Here is a 26,147-nt window from a genome sequence, read left to right as displayed (position 1 = left end):
TGATAAGGCAACACGGTAAATTATGACAACGCTTATGATGCTGGCGGAGCCTCGGCTCCCTCGGCTGAGGGAGCTGGCGCGCGAAGCGCGACTGAGGGAGCGTCGCGGCACGCAAGTGCCGCTAACAGTACAGTCAGCCGAAGGCTGTCCGCGACAACACAGCAGCGCGCGAAGCGCGATTCCGCGGTAGCGAAGCGGCCGATTTTGAGTATGGATGTGGATGCTGCTGATAGTTGGCTAACAATATTGCTCGCAAGGCAAGCCCGCAAATACCAGAGTGCTGGCAACTGTAATCTGGCTGCAAGGATGGTTGAGAAATAGCCGTGCTATAGCAATGCGGCTAGATCTCTGGCGGCGTCGGGGAAGTTGTGGCAGTAGCGGGCGGCTTCATCGTGCAAGTGTTCGCTGATCATTAGTCGCTCATAGATCATATTGCGCGCGTAGCGGCCTTGACCGTCGGCGTAATCATGCACGATACGTTGCACTTGCTCCGCCCAACTACTGCCATCGTTGCCATTGCTGCGACCGTTGCCATTGCTGCTATTGTTGCTATTGCTGATTGCGCGTAGCTTGGTGATTGCCTCTTCGTCGGAAGGATCATACGCTTCAACAATGCGCTCACGATACATTGCGCGCAATTCATCCCATTTGCCAAGTGCTTCGAGCGCCGCCTCACGCAGCGACTCCCACTCGTAAGGCACAAGATCTTCAGGGAACATCACGGTGTACTGGTTCGGTCGATCATGCTCTACCAGATTGATGAAATCAATCAGATCTTCCCAACGTTCTGCTGCAATTAACCGTGCCACGTACGCGTCCGCAAGCGGCTCAGTATCGTGATGCTGCAACAGAAAATCGTCAGCATCCTGCGCATCTCCACTTACGCGCATCAGATCATGACGCAAAAACAGAATCGCCTGCTCAAACTGCTGGTGTGCGGAGATCGCCATAGTCTGACGGCGAATCCCATCCATATCAGTTGCCGACATATCAGGGTCAAGAGTATTCGCAGTATTGGCATCGGTTGCACTGTTGCCATCGTTTGCGCTAATGATGTCGTTTACATTGCCAGTATCAGTTGCGCTGCTGGTACCGTTCGCATTGCTGACATCGTTCGTCATTTCAGACTGCGCATCATCACTACCCGTATAGCTGTCTACAGTATTAATATGCGCCTCGCGCGCAAAACGGTCCATCGTATCCAGTGCGCGATTCAACGCATCATACGCGAACATGCGCGTATCATCCCACTGCGCAAACGATAAGCCGCACGCCAACAACTCCACCATTTGCATCGAATTAAGCTGAAAATCCTCATTACACGCCACTTGGGTAATCAGGCGCAGAGCCTCTTCACCATCCTGCGGCTGAGCATTGCGTGCCACCGAATCCATGTACACGCGAATGTTCTGAATCAGCTCTTTCAGATAATCAAACCCCTCATTGTCGCGGTCAGCCACATTGCCCACAAATCGCGCAGTAACTTCCACAGCTTTGGCAAGGTTTGCAGTAGCAGCCACCCAACGCGTGCTCATCAACGCATTGCCCACTACTGCGTCCACGCCCGAGAGCGCTTGCGAATCAAGTCGAAACGTTGGCATGTCATTGCGCGGCATTTCCACACTTGCATCCGTGCGCTGTGCCGTGGGCACAATTGAAGCAATCGCATCAAAATACCATTGCATCGGCATGCTGATTACGGTGTCAGCATCCCGTGGGGGAGCGACCGGCATATTATTGCGCTCACTGTCATCGGATGCAGAAGCGTCGGAGATGAGATGATTCCACAGAAACGTCGGCCCATCAAACTCGCCAGACGCCAACCACCCGGTGTTCACAAACGACACCAAGTCGTCAAGCTCCTGCCGCGGGTTCACCACTTTCACAGTGCGCTTGCCGGCGGAATCACGCATCGTCATCTCATCTCCTCAATTCTTCACACGCGCGTCGTACGCGTCGTAACAGGGTAACGCCACCCGTCACTCAAACGGATACTTCAATCCCCATGCTGCGCGAATCTGATCCATCAGCTCCATAATGCGCAGCGTATCCGCGTGCGGCATCGCCTCACACTGCGTGCGACCATCCAAAATCGCATTCGCTGCATCCGCAACCTCATACTCGTAGCCGGTGAGCTGCGCAGGAATGTCAATATGCCGGCGCAGCGCGTGATCCAGGCCGTACACGTCTACGCCTTCCACATTGTTAATGTTCTGGCACACCAGATAGCCGTTCGTACCCCACACGTAGCCGCCGCGATCAGAAGATGCCAACATTGATGAAGCCGCATTCGCCATGACACCGTTCTCATAGTAGATCGTCGTAGTATTCTGCGCATCCACGCCAGTTGCATACGGTGCCATTGAGCTAACAAAGTGGTCGATTGGCGTAGCGCCATGACCGCCCATTACCATGTCGATGAAATTCAGCGGATATACGCCAACATCGAGCAGCGCGCCACCTGCCAGCGCCGGATCGGTCATACGAGCCTTATGCGATACCGGGTAGCAAAGGTTTGCAGAAATCGATTTCACTTCACCAATTTCGCCGCTTGCCAAGATCTCATCAATAATGGCGCGCGACGGCATATAGCGGGTCCAAATCGCCTCCGTGCACAACAGTCCAGTAGCCTGCGCCGTATCTAATACCTGTTGGGCTTGCTGAGCGTTTGCAGTAAATGATTTCTCAACCAGCACATTCTTGCCAGCTTTCATACACGCAATAGCCTGCTCAGCGTGCAAACTGTGCGGGGTGGCGATATACACCAAATCTACTGCCGGGTCGGCAAGCAGCTCGTCGTATGAACCATATGCTTGTTTGATACCGTATTGTGCGGCGAACGCTTCCGCACGGTCTTTGCTACGCGCGGCCACTGCATACGGTTCGATAAGTGACGAGTAGCGTGCATCCGTTGTCATCATGGACAACGTTTGCGCCATGTGATGCGCGATGCCGCCCGCGCCTAAAATCGCGACTTTAACTTGCCTGCCTTGCGCTTCAGCTTCGACGCGCTTGCCATTCAATCCGCTCATCGCTCCTCCTTGTGCTGTGCGTACTGGTATTGCGTGTGCACACGAGTGCAATGATGCACCCGTGTGCCGTGTCGTCTCCAGTGTAGAAAGCGCAGAGGATAGGAGCGTAGTTTTGCGCTGTGAGATTGAGCGGTGAGCGTTCGAGGTGCTTGCGGGGATTGCGGCGATGTGATTGTGCTACGCGGCGATGCTGACGGTGCTGTAGTGGCATGTGCGAATCCGCGGGGCTGACATGGATTGCAGACTTGGGTTGCAGACTTGCGCATGAGACTGGCATGGGCGAGTGAAGTGCAAACAAACTACAATCGTTGGCGGAACGAACGAACAGAATTGGTTCTCGCTCAGTCGTATCGATAACGATGTCATGAAGACGCGCTGATGCGGCACGTGGCGAGTGCCCAGTGTGCGATCGCCAATGATTCGAGTCGCAGAAAGAATGCTAGGTGTGAATATGAGCGGAGTACAAGAAGCCCAAAAGACTACAAGCGGTGCGGCTGAGCAGGCACCTCGACCGGCAATGTCGCGTCGCGCGCAAGAAATTCAGCCATTCCGCGCAATGGTATTCGGTGAGCGTGCTGACGAGATGATCGCCAATGGCATCGATGTCATCAAACTCAGCCTCGGCGAACCAGACTTCGGTGCGCCGCCTGCTGTACGCGACGCGATGCGCGAACAGTATGATGGTCGCGCACTGCCATACACTGCAGCATTGGGTTTGCCTGAACTGCGCCGCGCAATCGCCGACTTTTATTGCGAACGTCATCATGTTGACATCGATCCCAAACGCATCGTCATTACTGCAGGTGGTTCAGCAGCGCTCTTGCTTGCTACCGCGCTTACCGTTGACCCCGGCGACGAAGTCATCGTCGCAGACCCGTCGTACCCGTGCAACCGTGAGCTGATTCGCTCTTTTGAAGGCGTAGTAGTGAACGTACCAACCAGTGCTGCTACACGTTTTCATTTGAACCCTGAACTCGTTGACCGCGCGTGGAGCGAGCGTACAAAAGCGGTGATGATCACCTCGCCATCCAACCCGACCGGCACCACCATTGATTTTGACGTGTTGCGCGACACGTGCGCGCTCGCTCGCAAGCGTGGCGCATGGCGCATTATCGACGAAACCTATCTTGACCTTGCGGACCGCGAGCCAGACGGTAGCGAAGTAAAAACTGCGCTGCTCGCCGACCCGGATGCAATCATTTGCAATAGTTTCTCCAAGTTCTTCGGCATGACCGGTTGGCGACTCGGCTGGGCAGTTGTGCCTGAATACACCATCAAAGCCGTCGATGATCTGGCGACTAACTACTACCTGTGCGCGCACACGCCTACCCAACATGCGGCGCTCGCGTGCTTTACGCCGCAATCGTTAGCAGTGTGTGAGGAGCGCAGGCAGGAGTTGCTCGCGCGCAGGCACATTGTGGTTGAGGGTCTGAAACGTATTGGCCTGCCGCTGGAAGTGGAGCCGAACGGCGCATTCTACGCATATTTCCGTATTGCGGACACAGGTTTGGACGCGTGGACGTTCTGCGAGCGTGCCCTCGAAGAAGCGCATGTTGCGCTCACTCCTGGCCGCGATTTCGGCCCAGCCACCGCGGATACGCACGTGCGCCTATCGTACGCGGCATCGCGCGAAGCACTAGCCGAAGGCTTGGAACGACTCGGACGTTTTGTCGCCTCACTGCGCAACTAAGGACTAAGTAGGGCCGTTGGGGTGGCATCGAACTGCGCCCCGTAATTTGAGCGCGCACCCCATCAGGTGATGTCATGTTGTGACGCGGAGCGTGACCGGGAGCGTTACGCGGTTTTCGGCAGAAAAGCGTGATATCCAGCGAGGCCTACTGCGGGGCGGTTTTCGCGGTGGTACTCATGATGGTGTGCGTGGCGTGGCTCGCGCCGCGTCACGCTCCCTGTCACAAAGTGTGGTTACAAAGTGTGGGTTACAAAGTGTGGTCACAAGGTGCTGGCTTGCAACTAACGATTTATTTCAGGCTGGCGAGCTGAGTGCGCACTTTATGCAGTTTTGCGTAGATCTCATTGCGCTGCGTGGGATTTTTTGCGCGCTGATGATCGCGCGTAAGCTTTGTTTCCAATGCTTTAAGCTCAATAAGGCGATCGCGCAATGCGATACGCGCATCCAAATCCGTGCCGTCGGCAGAATCCAAAATTGCTTGTGCGCACAGGCAATTCCATAACTCATCCATCGTCACAGTGCTGGGATCTTCAGGCAACTCCAGTGTGGCTTCGCCCGCCGGCTTCCACGCTCCAGCATGCACCTTAGTAATCGGCTGGTGACCCGGCTTAACTGGCACATTGCGTCGTACGGCTAGTGCGCATTCTTCGCGCGCGGCTCCTTCGAACGTACCTTCGCGCACGCATACAAACACGATGCCAGATCCGCCGCGCTGGTCGGCAATCAAGTCGATTACTTCCGCGGGCACTTCTACAGCTGGGGTGCGATCGGCTAGTCGCAGTCCCAACACGAGTATTTCTGGCACTTTGGTGCCTGCTTGCACACCCGTGTTAGCGGGGCGCAGCAAAGCAAGCATCGTAATCGACGCAATATCGTTAGTGAGTCGCTGCTTGAGCTTGGCGGAAACTGGTACTTTGGCTACAAACAGTCCTTTCGGTAGGCTTCCTTTAGCTTCAGGAATTGCCGTGCGAGTGGGCAATCCCAGTGTTAGTGCTGAGACGGAACCGCAGTGTGCGGCGGTTGGAGTAGTCATATCGGCCTCCTTTGGCCTATGTATAGCAGCGTATGCGTGCGGCTCAGTGTTTACGGTTTCATGAGTGTTTACGATTTCACCGGTGAACACGTTCTCACGCATGACTAGGTTCTTATTCGTGGAACCGTTCGCATCCGTCGATTGCGCACTATCGTAGTCGAGGCGCGCACAGCAGCTGGCATCGACCTCATCATATGGAACAATAGGGAAGCGTTACGAATGGCTCGATCTGCAACGTCGATTGCACCATGCGATCGCAGTCAACGGCATGATTCGCGCAATGAACGGGTGCCATGCAAGCACGGCATGTGTGAGCGGAAGGGTATGAATATGGCCTTTACGGATGATCAATTGGAGCGGTATTCGCGGCATTTGATTTTGAAAGAGATTGGCGTGCGCGGCCAGAAGAAACTGCTTGCGGCCAAAGTGCTAGTAATTGGTGCAGGCGGCTTGGGCTCGCCTTGCGCAATGTACTTGGCGGCAGCGGGCGTGGGCACTATTGGCATTGTGGATGATGATGTGGTGGACCTGTCGAACTTGCAGCGGCAGATCATGCACGGCACTGCCGATGTTGGCACACCAAAAGTCGAATCTGCACGTGAGACAATCCACAATATGAACCCGGATGTGGACGTGCGCGCGTACCATATGCGCGTAGAAGCCAGCAATATTGCGCAGTTGATCGCCGACTATGATCTCGTGATCGACGCTGCTGATAACTTCTCTACCAAATTCCTTATTAATGACGCTTGTGTACTGGCTGGTAAGCCATATATATACGGTGGCGCACTGCGCTTTGAGGGCCAGCTCATGGATTATGTGCCAGGCTGTGGCCCGTGCTATCGCTGTATTTTCCGCGATATGCCCGCGGCGGGCGAAGTGCCAAGCTGTAAAGAAGCCGGTGTGCTTGGTGCGGTCGTTGGCGTAATTGGCAGTATGCAAGCGGTCGAGGCTGTAAAACTCATCCTTGGTTTGGGTGAACCGCTGGTTGCGCGGCTGCTCACTGTTGACGCGCTCTCGATGCGCGTGCGCGCGGTGCCGCTGCCTGAACGCGAAGCTGACTGCCCAGTATGCGGTGATCATCCAACTATCACCACGTTGGACCCGGCAAACTATATCCAACCTGCCTGCGAGATCTAATCCTCGATTGGGCGCAACACTTCAATAGTGTGCATAATCGGTCTGCTGAGAGCTGTTAGGAGTGCCTTAGTGGTCCGGATATGCACACTTTTGTAGAACGGTGGCGGAAGAAGAGGGGAGTCTGATAGCTGGCGCGAGGGATGATAGCTGGTTATCGACAATGCCTATAGCGATTTCGCTGCGCCCGACCGTGGCATGGCATACGCTCGAACATAATAGTGTGTCAGTGCGGTAGTAACTCGTGAACGTTGTCACAGTAGTAAACGTTGGCATCGTGACAATTACAGTGCGTGGCAACAATCGATGTCATGAGAGCGAACGTTGCCATTAAGGGCAGTAGCTGACAACATGCGTGGTGAGAGTGCACAAGAGTGCACATGAAGGGAGACGGACGTGGCAAACGAACCGGGAAGCGGCGCAAACGCAGGATTGCCAATTGGTGCTGCTGCCAATGACGACGATATCAAACGCATCACGCCGGCAGCATTTGCGGCCCTTGACTTTTCCACAGTAACCCTACTTGATTTGCGTGAGCCCGACGAGGTACTGGTCCACGGCATTGACGGAGCAATCAATATTCCGTTTAACCAAATTGGCAAGCGCCTTAGCCAAGTGCCTCAAGATAAGCCGGTCATCGTATTCTGCCGAGTGGGGGACTGGAGCGAAGAAGTCACGGAAATCCTTGCCGATCGAGGCTATGACGCCATCAATCTTGATGGCGGCTTCCAAGCGTACCGCGAATACTTGCGCGAACAAGAGCAGTCTGGCAAAGACAGTAATGCCTCTGAAGCTACAAATGTTGGAGACACGGCTAGTGCGAACGCTGACTCTGCGCATACTGCCGCTGTGAACATCCCAGTTGCAGCGCAGCAGCTGTCAGTACATAGCGCGGGTGCTTCGAACGGTACGACTGATACAGCTAATGCAACTGATAATGCAACCGATAGCACCGGGAGCGCCGCTGACTCAAAGACCGGCAAACACGTGTTCGTTGATGCTAAAGGGCTCAAATGCCCAGGCCCGATTGTAAAAATCGCTGACACGCTACGCCCACTGCCGATCGGCACGCGTCTCACCGCTGAAGCCACCGAAGATGCGTTCCTCTCTGATATCGCCGTGTGGTGTGAACGTACTGGTAATCGACTTGTCGAATTAAACCGTGATGACACCGGCGTTATTCATGTCATCATCGACAAAACTGCGCCAGCTGCGAAGCCAGGAGAACCGGCTATCGCGTGTTCGGCAGCCGGTGCTGCAGCTGCATCTGCTAACGTTGCCAGCTCTGCCAACGTTGCCGTAACCGCTGCAAATCCTGACGGTGGAGACATTCGCCACGATAAAACCTTCGTAGTCTTCAGTGGTGATCTCGATAAAACCATTGCCGTATTCATCATGGCGAACGGCGCTGCTGCAATGGGTCGCAAAGTCACCGTATTCTTCACCTTCTGGGGGTTGAATATCCTACGCAAACCCAAGCATGTACGCGTACGCAAATCATTAATCGAGCACATGTTCGGCATGATGATGCCGCGCGGCACCAAGAAGCTCGGGTTAAGCCGCATGAACATGGGCGGTATTGGCGCAAAAATGATTCGCTGGATTATGAAATCCAAAAATGTAGAATCACTTGAATCATTGATGCAACAGGCAGTTGACCACGGTGTGCGGCTCGTCGCCTGCCAAATGTCCATGGACATTATGGGCATTCACAAGGAAGAACTGATCGACGGCGTAGAACTCGGCGGCGTCTCTACCTTCCTCGGCTCCGGCGAAACCTCCGACATGAGCCTCTTCGTGTAGACCTGCAATAGCATCTGCGCGTTTGTGTGCATATCCGGTTCACTGCGGAGCCTAAGGGGGTATTCGAATGAACCGGATATGCACACAACGGTGGTAGAAAGTAAAAAGTCCCTGAGAGCAGTAGCCCCAGGGACTTTATTGTGCCCGGAATCAGATTCGAACTGACGACACCCGCTTTAGGAGAGCGGTGCTCTATCCCCTGAGCTACCCGGGCAACAATCGTCTATTGTACATGCCAACTGGCCAAAAACCTCCGTTTGCGCTGAGAATGCCGCGGCTTAGACTGCAATTCAGTTGCAATCCAAGTCTTATAAGGCTGCGATTGACGTGGGACTGAGTCTCAATTTGATTTGAAACTGACCGAAATCGGCGATAGTGCAAGATCGATATGGCGACAGCTGACGACGGTTTGGCAATGATTAGCGACAGTTCGGTGTGGATTGCGCGATGATTCGGCAATGATTCGCGCGGACGATGGTCGCGCTACGGCATCGCACGGTATCGTATGGACGGTTGACAGGCGACGTATATACAACGTATATACAAACCGCATACACAGACGGGGATGATGGCATGGCACAAGCGCGCGGACAATCACGATCGAGAGGAGCGAGATCCAATCGAGCAGGATCCACTGGTCCCGGTCGCGGCAGTACATCGCGCTCCCGGTCACGCTCCGCGTCACAAATGTTAGTCGAACGCGCAATGTCAGCTGAAGAAAACCGGCCCCCAAGACAACGTTCCCAAAGACAACGTTCCCCAAGACAACGTTCCCAAGCACAATCATCACGAAATATGCAATCAGCGCGAAATACAAATCCAGCCAAGCATCGTCATCGCATACTGGGCTTTCTTGCCACAGTTTTTGCAATACTCGCCGCTCTCGGCAGTTGCTCACGCATGCTACCCGAAGGATTGCAAGCGTTACCATACATGCCAGTCGTCGTGGCATTAACTCCATGGTTTACGCTGCTTGCCATCGTCGCGTTACTGCTGGCCGTCGTGTCACGTCGCTGGCTCACCATGCTCATTGCGATCGCTGTCATTGGCGGGCAAGTATGGTGGCAAAAACCATTCTTCAGCGGCGCATCAACCCTGCAAGCCAACGACGCTGAAGCAATCTCAGCCACGCGCGCCAACACCAGTGACATGATCGCGCGCGTGATGACCTTCAACGTGTACAAAGGGCAAGCCGACGCGCAAGCCATCGTTGACACCGTTCGCGACCAGCGCGTCGAAATACTCGCATTGCAAGAAACAACCGACGAGTTTATTGACGCGCTGAACAATGCGGGAATTCACAGCTACCTGCCGTATTCGCAAATCTCCTCATCAGATGGCAAAAGCGGCAACGGATTGTGGTCTGCAACACCGCTCAGCCACCCCGTGGATGATGAAGTCGGCTCCGGTGCCTCATTCATGCCAGGGGGAACGATTTCATTCGGCGACGGTAAAGCACAAATACGATTCGTCTCCGTGCATACGGTTTCACCAAAACCAGGATATTGGAAGCAGTGGCGGCAAACGCTCGACGAACTCGCGCTCATGCGCTCGCGAACGGATGACCGATACGTGTTTATGGGCGATTTCAACTCGACGATGGACCACACGCCGTTCCGCGCATTCTTAGGCACGCGTTTTCGCGATGCGACAATGAGCTCAGGGCACGGGTTCACGTTTACGTGGCCGGCAGATAAAGCGCCAATTCCACGGTTTGCGGACATTGATCATATTGTGATTGATCAACGCATCAACGCTGGGCAAATGCAAGTGGTACGGATTGTAGGCTCCGATCATGCTGCACTGTTAGGCACAATTGAGGTAGGGGAGTAGGGAAAACAAAAAACGGAGAGTGCCGGCGGGCGGTTTGGAGACAATGTTTTCAGACAATGTTTTCAGAACCGCCCAAACACTTGCGTTTCCTCGCAGACGCGATTACACCTAACAATGTATCGGTTCAATGGCGGACTGATAAGGAGGTACTCTCATGGACGAGAAGACATTGGTAAGCAAGCTGGCAGCCGCGCAAACGGTGGATGAAGTCGTGACGATCGCCAAAGAAGCCGGCAAAGAGCTGAGCTATGAGGAAGCTGACGAACTGTTTGGACATATTAACCAAACCAAGTGCGAAGCTGCCGAGCTGAGCGGCGACACGATCGAAAAGATCGCGAAGAGAGTGTTTGGAATCTGAGGATAGTTAAGGATTCCATACGCGCGAATTGCGCAAGAATCGGCGGTTAGCTCACAACGGCGTGAGATGACCGCCGATTGTTGTGTATTGGGGGGGGGTGGCGGAATCGCTTCGCGATGCTGTGTTGTTTGGCGGCGCATAGCGCCGCGACACTCCCCCAGTCAGCCTACGGCTGACAGCCCCCTCAGCTGAGGGGGCCGCGGCTCCGCCAGCGTGTTTAGTGGTGCCGTAAATCAATGCACTGCATTATCAAGGGTACGGCTAGCCTCGGCTCCCTCGGTTAGGCCGAGCCGTTAAGAAAACAGTCCAGTGGACTGTTTTTAGGCGCTGTGCTCACCGATAGGCGAGCCAGCAATAACACTCGTGAAGCGATTCCGCAGTCGCAAGACTGTCAATACGCACAAGTGCAACTCCACCTACCTCAAATAGGGTGCGGCAGCCTCGGCTCCCTCGGCGGAGGGAGCTGGCGCGCGAAGCGCGACTGAGGGAGCGTTGCGGCACGGTAGTGCCGCCAAACAACACAGTATCGCGCAAAGCGCGATTCCGCAGTGAAGCCGCGAGGGGTACTCAGTCGAGATTCGACTGGGCTGAGCCGTGTAGCGGACGCGGAGCGTTTGTAGGCGAAGTGAGCGGCTTGCCGCGAGGGGTACTCAGTCGAGGTTCGACTGGGCTGAGCCGTGTAGCGAACGCGGAGCGTTCGTAGGCGAAGTGAGCGGCTTGCCGCGAAGGGTACTCAGTCGAGGTTCGACTGGGCTGAGCCGTGTAGCGAGCGCGGAGCGTTCGTAGGCGAAGTGAGGATGGAGGTCGAGGGGTACTCAGTCGAGATTCGACTGAGTACCAGCGGTGTCGGCGCTGGTGGCTTGTTCGGCTTGGGCGGCGTCGAGCTTGGCGCGCACGTCGTTGAGGAGGCTTTGCGCGCGCTTGGCGAGCGCTTCGCCAATCTCCCACTGGTGCATCGACTGGTCGAGGTTCAAACCGCCTGCTTCAAGCGCTTGCACGGCTTGAATCAGTCGATCGCGCGCCTCCTCGTACGGCAGTTGTGCGATCTGCTCGCGTTCCTTATCAGTCAGCGAGGAAGCAGGAGTGGCAGCGTCGGTAGTCTTCTTGTCGGTCATGATGAATTCCTTCCGTAAATGTTGAGGTGCAAATAATGGAGCAGCACCCCGTTACATCGTCATAAGTGAGCGAACGTATGCAATTTATGAAACGCTCGCCGTAAGCACGCCGTGCTTCAGCGTCACAGTCAGCTCATCGCCAGAGGTAACGGCTTGAGCATCATCAAGTACATGCCCATCAGCGGTTTGTACCACCGCATACCCGCGGTTCAGCGTGGATTGCGGGCTTAACGCGGTCAAACTGGCGTGCAGTTTCTCCACGGTCAAACTCGCATCGTCAATAATGCGCGTCAAACCAATATCCATGCGCCGGCGAGCATCGTCAAGAAAACGCTGATGTGGCTCCAACATGGTCAACGGCTGCGTCAAACTTGGCCGGTTCGCATAGCCTTCCACGAGCCGAATCTCATTATCAACGCGCGCGCCAATGCGCATTCGCATACGCTCAATCGCGCCGGTGATCAGCTGCCATTGTTCGTTCACATCCGGCACGACTTTTTTCGCAGCGTCAGTCGGAGTAGAAGCGCGCAAATCAGCCGCCAAATCAATTAGCGTCCAATCATCCTCATGTCCGATCGCGGAAACAATTGGCGTCACACAGTCAGCAGTTGCGCGCACTACGCCTTCGTCGGAAAAGCCGATGAGATCTTCAAACGCGCCACCGCCACGCGCCACAATAATCACGTCAACCTCTGGGTCGGCATCCAACGCGCGAATCGCCGCAATAATATCCGGCGGGCACTGCGCGCCCTGCACATGCGCATGCTTGACTTTAAACCGAACCGACGGCCAACGCAGATTCACATTCGTAATCACATCGCCTTCAGCGCGCGCTTGCGGGGCACAAATCAAGCCAATGCATTTGGGAAACTCGGGCAGTGGCACCTTGCGGTCGGCGTCAAATAAGCCTTCGCCTTTCAGCTTTTTACGCAGCTCGTCAATCTGCTCTTTGAGGCCGCCGCCAGAGCCGATTTTGCGAATCGCATCGCCTTTAAAACTAAACCGCGTGTACTTCATCCACAGGTCAGCTTTGCCGTGAATGACGACGCGATCGCCCTGCTTAAACTGTGCAGCCTGCGCGGCAAACGCACCCCAGCCGGAAACAGACATGGCAATGTCTTCAAAATCGTCGCGCAATGTCAAATATGCAGAACCGGCGCGGCGCACGTTGATTTCAGTAATCTGACCAGCCACCCACGCGGACGGCCATTTATCAACCGCCGTATGGAATTTCTGACTGAGCACGCTCACCGGCCACGGATTGTCTGCCGTGGTTTCGCCAGCGAGTCGCGGCAACTGATCAAGCGGCTTCGGTATGCCCGCTCCCGCAGTCGGCTGCGCTGCCGGCGCTGTATATCCCATATCCCAATTCATGCCTTCCAGATTCGCTTATATAACGGACAAGCGCGGGGTGCGGCGAGGCGAACATGCGCGAATGCGCAAGTGGGTACGGCGCAGGGTGAGCCGCGCGACAGAGAGTGCGTAGAGATATGACAGGGGAGTGAGCAAAGCGTGACCGGGAGCGTGACCGGGCGCGTGACCGGGCGCGTGACCGGGAGCGCTCAGGGACGTGACTGGGAGCGCGACAGGGCGCGCGCTGCAGCGCACATAACCGTCGCTCAACCGGCCGTGTCGAGGCGAAAAATACGCTACGATATCACGTCGGCCCGGCGAGTGTGTGGATGCGCGCGCGACACGCTGGGAAAGAATCTATTACGTAAATCACACATTTGTGATTTCGGCTCTATTCCGCCGATAGTGGCACATATAGGATGAGCGCCGGCGTTTTGCCCCTATATCTAGGGGTGGGGATGTCGTAAAGTCTACGAAGGATCTTGAAAGAACAACCATGTGATTTGGCATGGAAGAGGATGAAAACCGCCAGGTGAGGCGGTTGAGGAAAGGGAGCAAGCCATGGAAGCTCAGATGATGAACGCTGCCACGACGACCGCTCGCGCCACAAGCGCAGTGCTGGTTGAGAAGCGTGACGGACGTGTGGTCGATTTCGACCCGATTAACATCATCGAGGCAGTGAAGGCCGCCTTCGGCGATCTTGACAAGCAGGTTGGCCCCGAAGAAGAGCAGCTTATCCGCAGCTTCGCCAACCAGGTCGAAGGCGAAATCAAGGAACGCTACAACGGCCCGGCCAAGATCGAAGACATTCAGAACCTCGTCGAACACGCGCTCATCGACGCACACCTCTACGACGTTGCGCGCGCCTACACCAACTACCGTCTCGACAAGGACATTCAGCGCGCCAAGGCCACCGATGTGAACGAGGCCGTCGCCCGCTTTATCAACCAGGATCCGACCCTCATCCACGAGAACGCGAACAAGGACGCCAACGTGTATGCCACGCAGCGCGACCTGCTCGCTGGCGCTGTTTCCAAGGCTGCCGCGTTCAACATGCTGCCGCCGGCCGTCTCCAACGCGCACATGAAGGGCGATATTCACTTCCACGACGCTGACTACTCGCCGTTCACCGCGCAGTCCAACTGCAGCCTGCCGAACTTCTGGGACATGCTCGCCAACGGCTTCACACTTGGTAACGCGCCGATGGCCTCCCCGAAGTCCATTGCGATCGCCGCCACGCAAATCACCCAGATCATGAAGGACGTGGCTTCCAGCCAGTACGGTGGCCAGACCGCCAACCGTGCCGACGAGCACCTCGCTCAGTACGCGCGCAAGGACTACGAGAAGTTCCTTGAAGAAGCACGCGAAACCATCCCCGATGGTATGCCGGTTGAATTCGCGCGCCGTCAGGTCGAAAACGCGAAGAAGAACGAGCCGTCCAAGCTGCACTTCGGCAACCGTGAGCCGCTGCCGATGGACACCCCGTTCCACACCGACGTTGACGAACTCGAGCAGGAGCGCGAAATCCTCGCCAAGATTCGTACGCGTAAAGCCATTTACGACGCCATGCAGACCATGGAGTACCAGATCAACTCCAACCGCGTCTCCAACGGTCAGACCCCGTTCGTGACCGTCGGCTTCGGTCTCGGTACCGACTGGTTCTCCCGTGAGATCCAGCGTGCAATCCTGCTCAACCGTATTCGCGGCCTCGGCAAGGAACACCACACGGCGATCTTCCCGAAGCTCGTGTTCACCGTCAAGCACGGCGTGAACGCCGACCCGGGCGACCCGAACTACGATTTGAAGCAGCTCGCGCTCGAATCCGCCACCAAGCGCATGTACCCGGACGTCGTGTTCTACGAGAACATCGTCAAGATCACCGGTTCCTTCAAAGCCCCGATGGGCTGCCGTTCCTTCCTGCAGGGTTGGATTAACCCGGAAACCGGCAAGGATGAGGAAGATGGCCGTATGAACCTCGGCGTGGTCACCGTCAACGTGCCGCGCATCGCCATCGAATCTCACGGCGACAAGAACCGCTTCTGGAAGCTGTTCAACGAGCGCATGGAAGTCGCTCACCAGGCACTGCAGTTCCGCATCATGCGCTGCAAGGAAGCCACGCCTGTGAACGCACCGACCCTGTTCCGCTTCGGCGCATTCGGCCGCTTGGGCGCCGGCGACAACGTCGACCAGCTGTTCAAGAACGAGCGCGCCACCGTCTCGCTCGGTTACATCGGCCTGGCGGAAACCACCGCTGTCTTCTACGGCAAGAACTGGATTCGCGACCACGGCTGGGACCCGGAAGGCAAAGAATTCGCGCTCTCGATCGTCAAGCGTATGAACGAGCTGTGCAAGCAGTGGAGCAAGGCAGAGGGCTACCACTACTCCGTGTACTCCACGCCGGCTGAATCCCTGACCGACCGCTTCAACCGTATGGACCGCGAGAAGTTCGGCCGTATTGAAGGCGTGACCGACCACGACTTCTACACCAACTCCTTCCACTACCCGGTATGGCTGCAGCCAACCCCGATGGAGAAGCTCAACTACGAGAAGGACTTCCCGTATTACGCTTCCGGCGGCTTCATCAACTACTGCGAGTACCCGTGCCTGCAGAACAACCCGAAGGCGCTCGAAGCTGTGTGGGATTATGCCTACAACATTGGCATCGGCTACCTCGGCACGAACACGCCGATCGACCACTGCTTCGTGTGCGGCTTCCAGGGCGACTTCGAGCCAACTGACGAAGGCTTCAAGTGCCCTGAGTGCGGCAACTCCGACCCGGACAAGTGCAACGTGACCAAGCGCACCTGCGGCTACCTCGGCAACCCGGTATCCCGCCCGATGGTCCACGGCCGTCACGAGGAGATCTCCCACCGCGTCAAGCACATGAGCGGCGAAACCGGCCACGTGACGCTGGAAAACGGCACGACTCGCGAATGGTTCGAAGAGGCTAAGTAACTTCTGCTATTGCTATCACTATGTACGCGACTGCCCTTACAGGCATGTTGTCTGACACACTCAAGGCCGTTCGGCCAAGCCTACGGTCAGACAACATGCCTGTAAGGGCAGTCGCTGTCGTTCCAGCTCAACGTTACGATTGGATGAGAACGACGGGTGGTTGAGGGGATTGTGGTCGCGAGATGATGGTGGTTGTTGATTGGTTATAAGGAGCGGTTGGAGTCGGTTGGGGGATGCATTGTTCGACCGTAAAGACTCGGCCAGAGCGGCCCGGAGCGTGTCGAACGATGCATCCGCCAACCGACCCCAACCGCAATTCTCCGTGAAGACGGGGCATACGCTGGACTAGGGGATTGAGAGGCGATGATGGATAAGAAGCTGACGTTGCATGATTTTGCGGCGGGGGAGAGTGGGCGAGGACCTTCGATTCCGACTGATGAGGCGAATAATCCGCGTGCAGGCCAGTGGGATGGCCGTCGCATGTCCAAGCGCATGATCGCCGACTATAAAACATTCATCGTCACCGATGGTGAAGGCGTACGCAATTCGCTGTACGTCTCCGGTTGCCCTTTCCATTGCGAAGATTGCTTCAACTCATCCATCTGGGATTTCCAAGCTGGTCACGAATACACGCAGCGTCTCGAAGACAAAATCATTGAAGACCTTCGCGCTCCGTGGGTGCAGGGTCTCACGCTGCTCGGCGGCGAACCGCTGCTCAATACACCCGTGCTCATACCGCTCGCACAGCGTATTCGCGCGGAATTCGGCCATACTAAAGACATTTGGTGCTGGACGGGGTACACGTGGGAAGAGCTCATGCGCCCCGGTGAGACTGAAGACAAGCTTGAACTGCTGCACCTTATCGACATTCTGGTAGACGGGCGTTATATCAAATCTCAGCATGATTCACTCCTGCAATTCCGCGGCTCGCGCAATCAGCGTATTCTCGACGTGCCTGCATCTTTTGCCTCGGGAGAGCCGGTGATTTGGGCGAAATTGCATGATCAAGAACGTGATATTCCTGAGATTTATTTGAAGGATCGCGAAGCAGGAGAAGGCTCACAAGCCTCCTGAACAATGCGCTTCGGGTAGTGCGTTTCGGGTAGTGCGGGGACAATCCGACATAATGCGACATCGTGATGAATTTTGGTTCCACTGTTAGAAAAATCACGCCAGGGGAGCAGACAGTTTAGGCCCCTTGGGTGGGGTGTCCGACTAAAGTAAAGGACTTGAGTGGCCGGGCTATACGCGATTTTCTTGCGACTCGCAAGACACGTCCCGGAAATCGGTTAAAGAGGTTTACATGGTGAACGAAGCGAATACCGCAGCGACAAGCCGCGATACGAAGCCGTTGCGCGTGGGGCTCGATATTGGCTCCACCACGGTTAAAGCCGTGGTGCTCGATCAGTCCGACTCCTTAAACGACACCATTTTCTCCGATTACCGACGCCATCATGCGAACGTGCGCGCTACCGTTGCTGGTCTTCTTGTTGACATTCATAAAGAACTCGAAAAGCTTGGCCGCGGCGACGAGCCAATTCGTCTTGCAATCACCGGTTCGGGCGGTCTGGCACTTGCGGACTCCATGCACGTGCCGTTTATTCAGGAAGTTATCGCAGAAACCGAGGCAATCGACAAAGAATATCCAGCCGCAGACGTCATTATTGAACTCGGTGGCGAAGACGCGAAAATCACGTATTTGAAGCCAACGCCCGAACAGCGCATGAACGGTTCCTGCGCGGGCGGTACCGGTGCGTTCATTGATCAGATGGCAACATTGCTTGACACCGACGCTTCCGGTTTGAACGATTTGGCGAAGGATTATCAGACGCTGTACCCGATCGCTTCGCGTTGCGGCGTGTTTGCTAAGACTGATTTGCAGCCGCTGATCAACGATGGTGCTGCTAAGCCTGATCTTGCCGCGTCGATTTTTACTGCCGTTGCTACGCAAACGATTGCAGGCCTCGCTTCCGGCCGTCCAATTCACGGTACGGTTATCTTCCTGGGTGGCCCACTGTTCTTTATGAGTGAGCTGCGTGCCGCGTTCCAGCGTGCTTTGGACGGCAAAGTTGACGAGTTTATTGTGCCGACCAACGCGCACCTGTATGTTGCGTACGGCGCCGCATTGCAAGCCGATATTGATAGTGATGATGAAGGTCACCATTTTGAAGCGCATTCGTGTGCAGAAATTCTCGCACGCTTGGATGAGCTCAAAAACCTGCCGTCTAATACGCCTACGATGCCGCCGCTGTTCCCCACGGAAGCGGATCGTGAAGCGTTTAACAAGCGTCATCATCGCGAACACGTGCATATCGGCACGCTAGAAGGCGCGCGCGGACCTCACTTCCTTGGTATTGACGCGGGGTCAACTACCATTAAGGCCACGCTCGTGAACGATGATCGCGAAATCGTATGGTCTTCGTACGCCAATAATGAAGGTAGCCCGCTTACGGCTGCGATCAACATCGTTAAGAAAATCCAAGCTGAATTGCCTGAAGGCGCGTGGATTGCACGCTCCTGCGCTACTGGTTATGGCGAAGGCTTGATCACTACCGGCCTGCACTTGGATGAAGGCGTGGTAGAAACCATGGCGCACTATCGCGGTGCGGAAATGGTCAGCCCTGGTGTTACCGCCGTTATTGACATCGGTGGCCAGGATATGAAGTATCTAGCCATCACTGACGGTGTGATTGACTCGATCGCAGTCAACGAAGCATGCTCGTCCGGTTGCGGCTCATTCCTGCAAACGTTCGCTATGTCGATGGGTTTGACGATTCAGGAGTTTACGCAAAAAGCGCTTGCCTCCACGCACCCAGTCGACCTTGGTTCGCGTTGCACTGTGTTTATGAACTCGTCGGTGAAACAAGCGCAGAAGGAAGGCGCCTCCATCGAGGATATTGCCGCCGGCTTGTGCTATTCGGTGGTGCGTAACGCGCTGTACAAGGTTATTAAACTGCGCGATTCTGGCGAACTTGGCGACACGGTTGTAGTGCAGGGCGGCACGTTCTTGAACGATGCTGTGCTGCGCGCGTTCGAACTGTTGACTGAACGCGAAGTTACCCGCCCGAATATTGCTGGTTTGATGGGTGCGTATGGTGCTGCGCTCACTGCACGCATGCACTATGAGGATGTTGCTGACGACGATCACGAACATGTGACCGCGGATGGTGGATCGGTTGAAGCAGCTGCCGCGAATGCAAACGAAATCATTATCGACGGCGTGCACCACACCAAGTCGTCGATTCTGACCGGCGAAGCACTCGACAACATGTCGATGACCTCCGAACGAGACGTGTGCAAGCTGTGTCAAAACCACTGCAAGCTCACTATCACCACATTCTCCGACGGTTCACGCTTCGTCACCGGTAACCGTTGCGAACGCGGTGGCGACGCAAAGAAAAAGCGTTCCGACCGTCCGAACCTCTACGACTACAAGTACAAGCGCTGCTTCGCCTACCGCCGCCTGACCGACAAGAAAGCCACCCGTGGCGAAATCGGCATTCCGCGCGCGCTCAACATGTATGAGAACTATCCGTTCTGGTTCACACTGCTTACTTCACTCGGCTTCAAAGTCATGATCTCCGGCCGTAGCTCGCACGAACTGTTCGAAACCGGTATCGAATCGATCGCCTCTGAAAACATTTGCTACCCGGCCAAACTCGTACACGGTCACATTAAGTGGCTGCTCAATAAGGGCATCAAAACCATTTTCTACCCGTGCGTAAGCTACGAAGACAACCTCGTACCCAACACGGACAACCACTACAACTGCCCGGTCGTAGCGAACTATCCGCTCGTCGTCGGCGCAAACATGCCCGAACTGCGCGACCCAGACGTACGCTACATGCACCCATACTTCAACCTTGCGAACCATGAGCTCATGGTCGACCGTATTGTTGAAGAATTCGCATGGGCAAACGTTACGCGCGAAGAAGCTGAAACCGCTGTCAAAGCCGCATACGCGGAAGACAAGGTATTCAAAAACGACGTGCAGCAAGAAGGCCTGAAAGCTCTGGCATACATGAAAGAGCATAATTGCCGTGGCATTGTGCTCGCAGGCCGCCCCTACCATATTGACCCGGAAATCAATCATGGTATTCCGGAAACCATTTGCTCGCTCGGCATGGTCGTACTCTCTGAAGATTCAGTGTGCGAACTGCAGCCTGGTGAAAAACTTGATCTCACTGAGTTCCTTGCCGCTGGTGAAGAAGATCCGCGCAAGAAAAATGCGAACGGTTTCCGTCATGTTGACGATCGCAAAGTAACCGTGGCTCGCATGCCACTGCGCGTTACCAACCAGTGGGCATACCATTCACGCTTGTACGCGGCAGCGCACTTCGTTGCCTCCTACCCGGGCCTTGAACTCGTACAGTTGAACTCGTTCGGCTGCGGTCTTGACGCAATCACCACCGATCAGGTGTCTGAAATCCTCGCGGACAAGGCCGACGTGTACACGCTGCTCAAAATCGACGAAGTATCAAACTTGGGTGCAGCGAAGATTCGCTTGCGTTCGCTCAAAGCCGCTGTTGAAGAACGCGAACGCAATAAGCGCAAGATAACTGCTGCTGCATCCGCTGGCGAAATGCCCACCAAGCAGGATACGGCGAACAGCGCGGCAATTCGCGAAGCTGAAAACCAGCTCGCACAAGCGCGCGCACAGTTGGCAGCAGCGCAAGCTGCGCTCGATGCTGCTGAAGCAAAGGTACGCGAAGAGCGCGCCGAACAAGCTGACAGTGCTTCCACGCCGGCTACAGCCCCCAAGTCCACAGGCTTCCGCAAGACTGGATCGCAAGCGCCAACTCCAGGCCGCCAAGTGCTGCTTGATACTACGATGGCCGCGAATCCGAAACTCACTAAAGCTGTGCGCGAAGCTTCCCGCAGGGCAGCTCAACGCGATATTGCGGCAGCCGCAGTCGGCGCATTGCAGTCAGACGGCACTACTGCATCCGCTCAGCCAGCGAAGTCTGGCAAGTCTGGGCATAATAACGCCACGATGAGCCGTTACGCGCACCGTCAGAAGTTCGTCAAGAACATGAAGAAGGATTACACGATCGTCGCTCCGCAGATGAGCCCGATTCACCTGTCGCTCGTGGAGGCGGTGATTCGCTCCGGCGGCTATAAGTTCGACGTGCTCAAGCATGCAAGCCGTGGGGACGTGGAAACCGGCCTTAAATACGTGAATAACGACGCTTGCTACCCGGCAATTATGGTTATTGGGCAGCTTATCGACGCGATTCTCGAAGGCAAATACGATCCCGATCATGTGGCGCTCGCCATTACGCAGACCGGTGGCATGTGTCGTGCGACAAACTATTTTGGTTTGATTCGCAAGGCGCTTATTGACGCTGGTTACCCGCAAATCCCTGTGATTGCAATCTCTACGCAAGGTCTTGAAGATAATCCAGGCTTCAAAGCAACCGTGCCGATGCTGCACCGCGCGGTGAAAGCGCTGATTTTGGGCGATCTGCTGATGAAGTGCCTGTACCGTGTGCGCCCATACGAGGTGGAGAAGGGTTCCGCGAACCGCCTGTATGAACAGTGGGACACGATTGTGCGCGAGACGATCGAACATCACGGGTATTCAAAGACTGCGGCGAAGACCCCGTGGTTGAAGAAGGGCTATCTGCCGTATGGCACGCTCGCTGCCGAAATCGTCAAGAGCTTCGATGCGTTGCCGTTGCGTGATATTCCGCGCAAGGTGCGCGTTGGCGTGGTTGGTGAGATTCTGGTGAAATACCAGCCGGACGCGAACAATCACGTGGTTGATGTGATCGAATCGCAGGATTGCGAAGCCGTAGTGCCTGGCATTATGGAATTCATGACAACCCGCCCGTACATTACGGATTGGAATGAGCATAATCTTGGCATGGGCGGTAATAAGACCCTGTATGCGCTGATGCGCTGGGGGCTTGACCGTTACAATGCGCCGATCAAGAAGGCGATCGCCATGTCTCATGGCAAGTTCAAGCAGGATGATCCAATGCCTGAACTGGTCAAGAAGGCTGCCGAAGTTACGTCGATTGGTGTGCAGGCTGGTGAAGGCTGGCTGCTGACCGCTGAGATTCTGGAGCTGATTGAACAGGGATGCCCGAACGTGATTTGTGCGCAGCCATTCGCGTGCCTGCCGAACCATGTGACCGGCCGCGGCATGTTCGGCAAGATTCGTCGACTTCACCCGGAAGCCAACATTGTTTCCATCGACTATGACCCGGGCGCGAGCGAAGCGAACCAGCTGAATCGTATCAAGCTTATGATTGCGGCAGCCAAGAAAGCTCATTCTAAGCTGACCGCGGCTGATTGATTTGTTGCGATGATGGGCGGCACTGCGTGCCGCCTAACGCTCCCTCAGTCTTCGCTCCGCTCAGACAGCTCCCTCCGCCGAGGGAGCCGAGGCTCCGCCAGCGTGTTCAGTGTTGCGGTGAGTTAATGCTGTCTTATCAAGGATGCGGTAGCCTGAGTCCCCTCACAGTCAGCTTCGTCGACAGCGTCCTGCAATTATGGACAGCCTTGCGGCTGACTGTTTGCTGGCTCGCTGTCGCTCGCTCCTCGCCTAAAAACAGTCCACTGGACTGTTTTCTTAACGGCTCGGCCTAGCCGAGGGAGCCGAGGCTCCGCCAGCGCGTTAGCATCTTGCTATAAGATGCATGTCTTATCAAAGATGCGATAGTTCGAATCCGCTCAGTCAGCTTCGCTGACGGTGTTCTGTAATTATGGGCAGTCTTGCGGGCTGTGTTGTTAGGCTGCGATGTAGCGGGTGTTGCGGGCGGTGCCGGTGGAGATGATGCTGCCATCGTGTTCCAGTTTGCGTAATACGTAAGCGGCACGGTTTTTGTTAATGCCGAGCTCTTGTTGAAGCTCCATACGCGATATACCGGTTTGTGCTTTGGCAATGAGATCAAGTGTGAGACTCTCCAACGTATGAGCAGATGATTGCTGCGCCACTTCACCATGGTCGGCAACGTTGGCGGGCATACGAATATTTGATGTGCGGGCGGCTGGCACAAGCTCGAGTGTTCCAGTACCCTGACCCGTTGGGTAGCCTGAAAGTACAGCGGTTTGCACATTGCCTTCGACGTGAATAGGAGGCCCTGCCGGGAGTCGATTCCCAATAGTTGGCTGCCCATTATCGTTTGGTGATAAGCCTCCAGCATGATTGCCACCAGTCTCATGATGAGTGTCGAGCCGGGGCAGGCTGAGTGTAAAAGCTCCAGGCGTAATCCGAATAATAGGAGAAACGCTATTGTTAGCGTACTCCTCCATGATCTTCGGAATACCACTGCCATAACTTTCTATAAGTTCCAGACGATAGAACACATTGGCAAGTGTTGTATTCCTCGACTGCGAAATACCACTAGCGAGATCCGGTAAAGTAATCCCTTTAACCAAACTCCCTAAAGACACAAACTCCGTGCGGTCGGAAAAAATACTGATCAATGTCGGACCAGAATAGTCATAGTCACGGTGTGTTACCGCATTGACTAATGCTTCCCTAAGCGCAGTAGGAGGGTAAGCATAAGAATCATTCCGATATAAACCAGTAACGTCGGATCGCACCGGATTATTGAGCTCTACATAACGATTTGCTTCATCAAGCTGTTGTAATAATGAACCTTGAAATTCTTGGCGTGCAAGAAACTGCGTTTTAGAACACCCCTGATATACAGCACATTTCAAAGTATGTCTGCACTGATCAGAGATCAGCATTGCCGCATTGGTATACAAACCATCCGCATTAATCAACCCTAACGAACGTTGCTGTGGCTCACCCCATGGCAGTTGTCGCCGTTGAAACACTGCACTCGCATAATCAAACGTTAGCTCTTGATTAACACTGACTGCAGTGTCGAATACCATTCCATCAGCATCCCTAATCATCTGGCGTATGCGTTCCTCGTCAGCAGGAACAGTAGAGACTCCATGACGAATAAAGACACCCGTAGAACGCATCCCTTTAGCGGCCAAATAATACGGCCGCTTCGTTCCTCGCAGCACGGTGACATGAACAACAGCGTGCGCTGTTCCACTCTCATCGTCCATTGATTCACATGCAATAGTGGTATACGGTGTCAGATCAGGCTTGATGGCATTGCGAATCATGTCGCCGACTGCACCCATTACCCCATCCGGGTCAGTAACGCCTAGAGGCAATCCATCGTCATCGATGCCGATATACAGATCGCCGCCTTCAGTGTTCGCGAACGCAATGATCTCCCGCTTGACAGCATCGTTTAACTGTTGCTTGAACTCAACTGTTGCACTTTCCCTGAGGTGGATCATCATTGGCCCCCGTTCATATCATCGATGAATTCATCGTAATTCATCGATGAGACAATATAGGGTGCATGAGTGTCTGTGCTGCTACTGGTTAGGGTGTTATCGGTTTTTCGTATAGCCGATCGGTCGCGTCGCTACGCGCCGGTCGGTTATGCTGGGCGCATGAGTACACCGCGTATCAGTTATGCCCATTTGCTGGCCAAGCCGAACCCGAAGCATGTTGAAAGCCTCCTGAAGTTTTTTGAAAACGGGCGGGCAAAACGTGGCACTGGTGGTTTCGGCGTAGAAATCGAGCATTTGCCGGTGCATAACGCCGACGATACGGCCGTCAGCTACTACGAGCCGAACGGTATTGAAACCCTGCTCAAGCGCCTCGCTCCTTACTACGACGAATCAAAGGAATACTGGGAAAACGGTCATCTGGTAGGACTAGCCCGCGAAGGCGTGGCAGTATCACTTGAGCCAGGCGGTCAGGTAGAAACGTCGATTGGCGTGCTCCGCCAGCCCAGCGATCTCGTCTCGCTATACTCGAAATTCCGTCGCGAAGCCGATCCGATTCTGGACGAACTCGGATTCCGCTTCGTTAACTACGGTTACCAGCCCAAGTCCAGCTTCGCGGACGTGCCAGTCAACCCCAAGGACCGTTACGACGCGATGACCGATTACCTCGGCCGCGTAGGCCAATTCGGCCCATGCATGATGCGCTGCTCCGCCTCCACGCAGGTGAGTATCGACTTCGTTGACGAGCAAGATGCGATCGAGAAAATGCGTTTGGGCACAGTAATCGGCCCGATTCTGGCCTACTTCTTCCGCAACACCCCATATTTTGAAGGCCAAACGAACCCATACCCGCTGCTGCGCCAGCGCATGTGGGATTACCTCGACTTCCAGCGCACAAACGTGCTGCCGGGCCTGTTCGACCCGCGTTACAGCTGGGAAGATTACGCCATCGACGTGCTTTCCACGCCACTCATGTTCGCAGACCTGACGCACACGCCTGAAGCAGTAGCCTCCGGTGCATCCCCGAAGGAACTGCATCGCCCCGCCTTCCGCGAGAATGCTGGCGAAGTGTACCCCGATCGCGAACTCAACCCGTACGAGATCAACCATATTATTTCCACGCATTTCAACGATGTGCGCTTGAAGAACTTCATCGAATTGCGTCACTGGGATTCACTGCCAATCGAACGCGCAGAACGGCTTACGGAAATCATCGCTTCGCTGTTCTACATTCCTGAGAATCGCGATCGTTTGGAAAGCTACTTCGAAGGCATTACCGAATCCGAAGTGTATGAGGCTAAAGCCAATCTGCAAGCGCACGGTCGTGAAGCTACGCCGTACGGCCAGCCGCTCGACTTCTGGAAGGAATTCCTTGGTCTCGAAGGCTTGCTGTCGGACGTTCCTGGCGACCCGAAACACCCAGACGTGTTCCAAGAGTAACGTGCTCTCAACATAGTGAGATACGCGATACGCATCGCACGCGTTCACGGTTGAGCTAGCGGAACTCACTACCCCAATACGCCAACGGCGAGGCCCCAGTCACATACTGCTGGAGCCTCGCCGT

15 protein-coding genes and 1 tRNA gene are annotated in these 26,147 nt (G+C 55.2%); 9 read left to right on the top strand and 7 right to left on the bottom strand.

The window, feature by feature from the left end; translation table 11 throughout:
- Positions 1-326 precede the first annotated feature (326 nt).
- Both D2E25_RS03715 and D2E25_RS03710 read right to left on the bottom strand, forming a co-directional pair.
- A complete protein-coding gene (locus D2E25_RS03715; protein ID WP_125979931.1) occupies positions 327-1,913 on the bottom strand; it encodes a hypothetical protein in 1,587 nt (528 codons plus the stop codon).
- 66 nt (positions 1,914-1,979) lie between these two features.
- Positions 1,980-3,032, bottom strand: coding sequence for a Gfo/Idh/MocA family protein (locus D2E25_RS03710; protein ID WP_125979724.1), 1,053 nt, complete (start codon positions 3,030-3,032; stop codon positions 1,980-1,982).
- 517 nt (positions 3,033-3,549) lie between these two features.
- Here D2E25_RS03710 and D2E25_RS03705 point away from each other — a divergent pair.
- On the top strand, positions 3,550-4,722 hold the full coding sequence (locus tag D2E25_RS03705) for an aminotransferase class I/II-fold pyridoxal phosphate-dependent enzyme (protein WP_125979929.1): 1,173 nt from the start codon (positions 3,550-3,552) through the stop codon (positions 4,720-4,722).
- Between the two features lie 289 nt (positions 4,723-5,011).
- Here the strand turns inward: D2E25_RS03705 and D2E25_RS03700 are convergent, their stop codons facing one another.
- Positions 5,012-5,755 (bottom strand): DUF4391 domain-containing protein, encoded by a 744-nt coding sequence (locus D2E25_RS03700; RefSeq protein WP_125979722.1) that lies wholly within the window; start codon positions 5,753-5,755, stop codon positions 5,012-5,014.
- 330 nt (positions 5,756-6,085) lie between these two features.
- On the opposite strand from D2E25_RS03700, the gene thiF reads away from it, so the two are divergent.
- Entirely contained in the window at positions 6,086-6,895 is an 810-nt protein-coding gene (gene thiF, locus D2E25_RS03695; protein WP_125979719.1) for a thiazole biosynthesis adenylyltransferase ThiF, read from the top strand.
- Positions 6,896-7,324: 429 nt separating this feature from the next.
- Complete coding sequence (locus D2E25_RS03690; RefSeq protein WP_125979927.1) at positions 7,325-8,695, top strand: DsrE/DsrF/DrsH-like family protein; 1,371 nt, start codon at positions 7,325-7,327, stop codon at positions 8,693-8,695.
- Positions 8,696-8,836: 141 nt separating this feature from the next.
- Here D2E25_RS03690 and D2E25_RS03685 read toward each other — a convergent pair.
- Positions 8,837-8,909: transfer RNA gene (locus D2E25_RS03685), tRNA-Arg, on the bottom strand.
- 581 nt (positions 8,910-9,490) lie between these two features.
- Between D2E25_RS03685 and D2E25_RS03680 the strand changes: the two genes are divergently transcribed.
- Together D2E25_RS03680 and D2E25_RS03675 are read left to right on the top strand one after the other, a co-directional pair.
- Positions 9,491-10,528, top strand: a complete 1,038-nt coding sequence (locus tag D2E25_RS03680; RefSeq protein ID WP_125979716.1) for an endonuclease/exonuclease/phosphatase family protein — start codon at positions 9,491-9,493, stop codon at positions 10,526-10,528.
- Positions 10,529-10,682: 154 nt separating this feature from the next.
- Positions 10,683-10,886, top strand: a complete 204-nt coding sequence (locus D2E25_RS03675) for a hypothetical protein (RefSeq protein ID WP_125979714.1) — start codon at positions 10,683-10,685, stop codon at positions 10,884-10,886.
- An 815-nt stretch (positions 10,887-11,701) separates the two neighbouring features.
- On the opposite strand, the gene D2E25_RS03670 is transcribed toward D2E25_RS03675, so the two are convergent.
- Both D2E25_RS03670 and xseA read right to left on the bottom strand, forming a co-directional pair.
- Complete coding sequence (locus D2E25_RS03670) at positions 11,702-12,001, bottom strand: exodeoxyribonuclease VII small subunit (RefSeq protein WP_125979711.1); 300 nt, start codon at positions 11,999-12,001, stop codon at positions 11,702-11,704.
- A gap of 84 nt (positions 12,002-12,085) precedes the next feature.
- Positions 12,086-13,363 carry an exodeoxyribonuclease VII large subunit gene (gene xseA / locus D2E25_RS03665; protein ID WP_420897312.1) on the bottom strand — a complete coding sequence of 426 codons (1,278 nt, stop codon included), beginning with the start codon at positions 13,361-13,363 and terminating at the stop codon, positions 12,086-12,088.
- Positions 13,364-13,915: 552 nt separating this feature from the next.
- Here xseA and nrdD point away from each other — a divergent pair.
- The 3 genes from nrdD to D2E25_RS03650 all read left to right on the top strand — a co-directional run bounded on the left by nrdD (position 13,916) and on the right by D2E25_RS03650 (position 22,610).
- On the top strand, positions 13,916-16,309 hold the full coding sequence (gene nrdD, locus D2E25_RS03660) for an anaerobic ribonucleoside-triphosphate reductase (protein WP_125979705.1): 2,394 nt from the start codon (positions 13,916-13,918) through the stop codon (positions 16,307-16,309).
- Positions 16,310-16,675: 366 nt separating this feature from the next.
- A complete protein-coding gene (gene nrdG / locus D2E25_RS03655) occupies positions 16,676-17,383 on the top strand; it encodes an anaerobic ribonucleoside-triphosphate reductase activating protein (protein ID WP_125979925.1) in 708 nt (235 codons plus the stop codon).
- A gap of 229 nt (positions 17,384-17,612) precedes the next feature.
- On the top strand, positions 17,613-22,610 hold the full coding sequence (locus D2E25_RS03650; RefSeq protein WP_125979703.1) for an acyl-CoA dehydratase activase-related protein: 4,998 nt from the start codon (positions 17,613-17,615) through the stop codon (positions 22,608-22,610).
- Positions 22,611-23,044: 434 nt separating this feature from the next.
- On the opposite strand, the gene D2E25_RS03645 is transcribed toward D2E25_RS03650, so the two are convergent.
- Entirely contained in the window at positions 23,045-24,589 is a 1,545-nt protein-coding gene (locus D2E25_RS03645; protein ID WP_125979701.1) for an RNA-binding domain-containing protein, read from the bottom strand.
- 156 nt (positions 24,590-24,745) lie between these two features.
- Here D2E25_RS03645 and D2E25_RS03640 point away from each other — a divergent pair, with 156 nt between their 5' ends.
- Positions 24,746-26,023: a glutamate-cysteine ligase family protein gene (locus tag D2E25_RS03640; protein WP_125979699.1), complete on the top strand. Its 1,278-nt coding sequence runs from the start codon at positions 24,746-24,748 to the stop codon at positions 26,021-26,023.
- The last annotated feature ends 124 nt before the right edge of the window (positions 26,024-26,147 follow it).

It is taken from the genome of Bifidobacterium goeldii (assembly GCF_003951095.1).
In the GTDB taxonomy this organism is placed as follows: domain Bacteria; phylum Actinomycetota; class Actinomycetes; order Actinomycetales; family Bifidobacteriaceae; genus Bifidobacterium; species Bifidobacterium goeldii.
This window is presented reverse-complemented; position numbering and strand designations above follow the sequence as displayed.